At 69.2% G+C, this 5,915-nt stretch carries 4 protein-coding genes; 2 read left to right on the plus strand and 2 right to left on the minus strand.

Features of this window, described 5'->3' with window-relative positions; all coding sequences use genetic code 11:
- The coding region (locus Q1V87_RS10965) for a zinc-dependent metalloprotease (RefSeq protein ID WP_300592600.1) at window positions 1-1,083 on the plus strand (1,083 nt) is incomplete at its 5' end.
- A gap of 810 nt (window positions 1,084-1,893) precedes the next feature.
- Here Q1V87_RS10965 and Q1V87_RS10970 read toward each other — a convergent pair.
- Entirely contained in the window at window positions 1,894-3,618 is a 1,725-nt protein-coding gene (locus Q1V87_RS10970) for an ATP-dependent helicase (protein WP_300592602.1), read from the minus strand.
- On the minus strand, window positions 3,594-4,502 hold the full coding sequence (gene nudC, locus Q1V87_RS10975) for an NAD(+) diphosphatase (protein ID WP_300592604.1): 909 nt from the start codon (window positions 4,500-4,502) through the stop codon (window positions 3,594-3,596). Before nudC ends, Q1V87_RS10970 begins: the two co-directional genes overlap by 25 nt.
- Before the next feature lie 68 nt (window positions 4,503-4,570).
- Here nudC and Q1V87_RS10980 point away from each other — a divergent pair, with 68 nt between their 5' ends.
- Complete coding sequence (locus Q1V87_RS10980) at window positions 4,571-5,914, plus strand: aminoglycoside phosphotransferase (protein ID WP_300592606.1); 1,344 nt, start codon at window positions 4,571-4,573, stop codon at window positions 5,912-5,914.
- Window position 5,915: the final 1 nt, after the last annotated feature.

Below are 5,915 nucleotides of genomic sequence, written 5' to 3' on the forward strand. Positions count from 1 at the left end.
TTCACCCTTGCATCCCTGTGGCTCGGTGAAGCCACGACGATCTCGGACCTCCCGGGTCCGGGAGTGACCATGACCCGCGGCGGTTGGGTGGAAGCCACCCTGCCCGTGTGGCAGGAGCTGGCTGAGCCGGTCGCGACGAGCATCGCGGATGCCTTCACTGCGGCGCTCCAAGAGCAGTCACCTCCCGAGATGCAGCAGATGATCGCCGGTGCCGGGCGGGTGATGCGCACGATCGGTGGTTCTCTATTCGCCGCACAGCTGGGAACCGTCGTCGGCAACCTCTCAACAGAGGTCGTCAGCGGTGGCGATGTCGGCATTCCGCTGCTGCCCGACGGTCAAGCCGCCGTTGTGCCCCAGAACTACGCGCAGCTCGCGAAGGATCTCGAGATCCCCGACGACCAGTTCGCGCTCTACATCGCCACCCGTGAGCTCGCGCACGCTCGGCTGTTCCGGCACGCACGATGGCTGCGACTGCACGTGCTCTCGCAGGTATCGGACTTCGCGCGCGGAGTCCGGGTCGATACCGGAGCGCTCGAGGAGCTCGCAGGCCGGTTCGATCCGCAGCACCCCGAAGAGCTACGCGAGGCACTGGAAAGCGGGGCGCTGTTGCCGGAACGGTCCGAGTCGCAGCAAGCAGCCCTTGCTCGCTTGGAGACGATGCTGGCGACGATCGAGGGCTGGGTTGACGTTGTGACGGCGCAAGCCACGACCCGCCTGCCGGCAGCCGACCGCATCGCCGAGACCGTGCGACGGCGCCGCGCCGTCGGCGGGCCGGCTGAACAGGCGCTCGGAACATTGGTCGGACTCGAGCTTCGTCCCCGCCGCATCCGTGAAGCCGCGAGCATGTGGCGCGCGATCACGGATGCCGTCGGCATCGAGGCGCGAGACGAACTGTGGGACTCACCCGACCTGGTTCCCACGGCCGCCGACATCGACGACCCGAGCGCCCTGATTGCGCGGCTCGAGGCCCGCGCCCGCGGTGAAGAACCAGCACCGGACGAGTTCGACGACGCGCTGGCTCGACTGCTCTCAGGCGAAGACGGCGGCCCGGCCGAAGACAGCCCCGACGAGCAACCCGTCTAGGCACGCAATACTGGCGCTTTCAGCGCCGGCGCGAGGACCACTCCTCCCCAGGAGCGGTCCTCGCCGCGCCGGGAGATTTCTGTGGACAGCGCCGCCGCCGCTGCCCGCTCGCCCCGGACAATCGGGACATGCTGCGCATCGACCCCGCCTACCCGCCCCTGTGGCGCACCCCGACGATGCTTCAGTTCGGCAGGAGTGATCGCGTGCGGCTCGACGAGCCGGCGCTTTGGCAGCTGCAGGTGATCCGCGAACTGGTCAAAGGCATCCCGGAGGTCGGCGTGAGCGCGCTCGCCCGATCCCTCGGGGTTGCGTCAGCCGACATCGACGCGCTGCTCGGCCGACTGAGCCCCGTCATCGTCAGCAGCGGGACCGCCTTGCGCGTGGGAGTCGAGGTCGTCGACGATCCCGCGGCCCGGTATGGAACGCACATCCGCGACGGACTAGAGGACCTCGGGATCGACGCATCGCTGGACACGTCGCGGGAGCAGGATGCCGTCGTGATGGTCGCCGCGCACGGGCTGCATCCGCGGCGAGCTGCGCCCTGGATGGGCGAGGACATCCCGCACATCGGAATCGTCCTGGGAGCTGGTGAAGCAGATGTCGGCCCGCTCGTCCTGCCGGGCCAGAGCGCGTGCTTGGTCTGCGTGGCAGCTCACGAACGCGACCGGGATCCGGCATGGCCGCTGGTGGCGGCGCAATTGGTCGGACGCGGCGATCCGGCGGGTCCGGCATCCCTCGCCGCCGAGGCAGCACTTCACACGGGAAGGCTGCTGCTGGCGGGACGCAGCGGGCTCAGTCTGCGTCTGACGCTCACTGACGGCGCCGAGAGCCGGCAGTGGGAGCAGCATCCCGAGTGCTCGTGCGGATCTCCTGCAGAAAACGCGACGGCGAGCGCCCCCGCGATCCCGCGGACCACGACAGCGACAGGGATCGCCGTGCCCGCGTGATGCCGACGTAGGCGAGGCGCCGCTCTTCGTCGATCTGGTCGAAGTGCGTGGCGTATGCGATCGGCAGCAGCCCTTCGGCAAGACCGACGAGGTACACGTGGTCCCACTCCAGACCCTTGGCTGCGTGCAGGGTCGCGAGCGTGACGGCACGAAGGGTCGGTTCATCCTGGGCCCGTGCGCGGGACATGAGCTCGTCGGTGAACGAACGCATGGTCGTTCCGGCCGGTGCCTCTTCGGCAAGCCGCAGGATCGCCGCGCGCGCCTCCCACGATTCACGCACGGCTCCTCCCGCGGGCGGCGCTTCGTCGGTCATGCCCAAAGATCGCAGGATGTCGCGAACGGCGTCGACGAATCCTCGCTCGAGCGGTGCGACTGACGCGCCGCGCAGCGCCAGCACCGCCTGACGAACCTCGGGAAGGTCGAAGAACCGCCGGCCTCCCAGCACTGTCGTGGCGATCCCGGCGTCTGCCAGCGCTGCCGCGATCTCCGCAGACTGCGCTCCGGTGCGGTAGAGGACGGCGATGGATGCCGGATCTGCTCCCGCCCGGAGCTGCTCAGCGATGCGCACAGCCACGCCGCGGGCTTCGTCAGCCTCGTCGCGATAGGTCGACACGGTCGGCGTGGAATCAGGTGCTGTCTTCGCCGCCGCGGCCGTCAGGTGCACGGCCCCGGGGCGTTCTCGCATGAGGTCGTTGGCCACGGCCAGCACCGCTGCATCCGAACGATAGTTGCGGTGCAGTTCGACGACCCGGGCATCGTCCCACCGCAGTGGAAACTCGATGAGAAACCGCGGGTCTGCGCCTGCGAACGAATAGATGGTCTGGCTCGCGTCGCCGACCACGCAGAGGTCGCGCCGATCCCCCACCCACAGTTCGAGCAGGTGCTGCTGGAGAGGCGAGACGTCCTGATACTCATCGACGGTGAAGTGCCGGTACTGCTCGCGGACGGCCGCGAGCACGTGGGTCTCCGTCTCGAGCATCCCGGCGCACGCCAGGAGCACGTCCTCGAAATCCATCTGTCGGCGCTGGTCCTTGAGCGCCTCGTAGGCGCGGTGAAGCTCAACTGCGCTCGAGGCCGGCAGTCTCCCAACGGTGGCGCCCGCGCGGACGCGCGCGTACTCGTCGATCGTGCGCATCGTGACCTTGCGCCACTCGATATCGGAGGCCACGTCGCGCAGAGTCGGTGTGTCAAGCTCCAGTCCGATGCCATCGGCAGCGTGCGCGAGAACCCGCACCTTGTTGTCGATGATCGCGGGCGGGCGATCACCGGCGAGGGTGGGCCAGAAGTAGTTGAGCTGGGCGAGCGCCGCGCTGTGGAAGGTACGGGCTGCCACGCCGTCGACGCCCAGCATCCGGAGCCTCCCCCGCAGCTCACCAGCGGCCTTACTGGTGAAGGTGAGCGCCATGACACGACCCGGCGAGTACGCGCCGGTGTCGACGCCGTGCGCGATCCGCCGGGTGATCACGCGTGTCTTGCCGGTGCCGGCGCCGGCGAGCACGCACACCGGCCCGCGGAGGGCCGTCACCGCCTCACGCTGCTGCTCGTCAAGACCCTCGAGCGCGTTCACTGCTGCGCCGACCGGTACCACTGCTCAATGAGGGTGCGCGCGATGGAGCTGAGCCCGGGAAGCTGGACATCCGAATCGCCGCCCAGCGCGGCCCCGATCTCAGCGCGATCGAACCAGCGGACCTCGATGATCTCCTCGCCATCGGCGACGGGGATCTCGGTGCTCGTCACCGCGTGGAAGCCGACCATGAGCGAGCGCGGATAGGGCCATGCTTGCGATGCGACGTACGTCATGTCTTGGACGTGGACACCGGCCTCCTCGAGAATCTCTCGCGTGACCGCGGCCTCGAGGGATTCGCCGGCCTCAACGAACCCGGCAAAACACGAGAACCTGCCCATCCCCCAGGCGACATGGGATCCCAGCAGCAGCCTGGCGCCGGTAGGGTCGGTGACAGCGACGATGACGGCAGGATCGGTCCGGGGAAAGATGTCCTGCTCGCACGAGAAGCAGCGCCGCGACCACCCACCGGACTGCAGTGCGCTCAAGGATCCGCAGCGGGGGCAGTAGGCCGAATCCAGTAACCAGCGCCCGAGACTCACCGCCGCTACAAAGGCTCCACCGTCGGCGTCGCCGAGCTCTCCCCCGATGACGCGCAGCGACGCCCACGTAACTCGGTCACCGAAGCCACGCGGAATCTCGCGGAGCGCGAGAACCCAGCGGTCGGTGCCATCGGACCCGGTGCCCAGGAAGGCGTACTCGCCATCGGCTCCTGCCAGCGCTGGGTCGGTGCTCGGCCACCACTGCAAGGCCGGCGCATCTCCATCGCGAGCGATCACCGGAGCGTTGTCGCGGTGCACCGGAAGCACGAGAGCTGCGTCATCCGGCGCGGATCCGATCGCCGTTCTGCGGTGCTCAGCACGGTCGAACCCGCCGCGGGCCAGTGGCGGGACGGCGAAGGAGCGCATGAGAACGAGGACCTCCCTCAAGGGCGTGGCGCGACGGCTGCGGCGCTTGCCAGACCTACCCTGGGCACATGGCGCGCACCCTGTTCACTCTAGCCGCGGCGGTCTCGGCCGTCGCGCCGGATGCCGACATCGTCGCCGTCGCCCCGCTGACCGAGCACTCGGCGGGCCGGATGGATGCCGTGCAAGCAACCCTCGACACCGGCGCCCAGGTCGTCATCCGTGTGGCAACGGACCCCGAGGCTGCCGACGACCTCCGCGCCGACGCACGGGCTCTGCGCGCGCTCACGCCCGGCGTACGCGCCTTGCTGCCATACGCTGCACCCGAACTCCTGGGCGAAGTTCCGCTTGCCGACGAAACCGCCGTGATCACAAGCTTCATCGCCGGCTACCGCGTCGACCCCGGCGAGGTCCCCGCCGGCCCCGGCGTCGCCCCAGCACTGGCCGACGCTCTCGCCGCCACACACGCCCTCCCCGTGTCGTGGGCTCGCGAGGCGGGCTTGGTCATTCGTTCGGCGGAGCAGGTCAGAGACGAAGCATCGCGCCTCGTCGACCGGGCCGAGCACACCAAGAGGATGCCGCGCGCCCTGGTGTCGAGGTGGCGTCGAGCAATCGCCGACGATGACCTCTGGCGCTTCGAACCGACCGTGGTCCTCGGCGGCGCGTCATCCTCCAGCTTCTTCCTCGCCGATCAGGGCGGGGTTCCCACCGTGGTCGGCGTCGCCGATTGGCACGCCGTCGCGGTCGGCGATCCGGCAGTAGACCTGCAGTGGCTGGCTTCGGCACCCGCCGCGGCCGGCGATGTCCTGGACGCCTACATCGCCGCAAGCAGCCGAGCCCCAGACGGCCTGCTGCGCTCCCGAGCTCGCCTGCACGCAGAGCTCGAGTTCGCGGCGTGGCTCGTGCACGGCCACGACGCTGACGATCGCGCGATCGTGGCCGACGCCGAAGCACTGCTCTCGTCACTGGCCGACACCGTGGGTGGCGACGATCTGGTTGTTCGGACGACGTCGGGTATGGACGATGCCATGGCGGTGCTGGGTCGCGTTCCCGACACGTCGGCAGCGCTCGCTGATACCGAGGCGCAGCTCGCAGACACGTCGATGCACACCGACGCGTACGATCCCGAAGAACTCGCGATGTGGCTCCCCACCGAGGACGACGCTCAACTCAACGAGTCGTCCGACACGCCCGACCCCGATGGTGACTTGCCCGCAGCGGATGACGAGGCCGTGCCCGTGCTCGAAAACGAGCGTGAGAGTGCTGCGACGCCCGACCTCGTCACGGCTCCCATCATCCTTCCGGCGACAGCCTCGTCGGCACTGTTCGGGTCCGAGGATGGTTCTGACGCCGACGAGCCGGCCCGCGCCGCGCGCGCGGCGTTCCAGAGGTGGGCAAGCTCCGGTTCCGAGTAGA

Source organism: Microbacterium sp. (assembly GCF_030149085.1).
GTDB lineage: Bacteria > Actinomycetota > Actinomycetes > Actinomycetales > Microbacteriaceae > Microbacterium.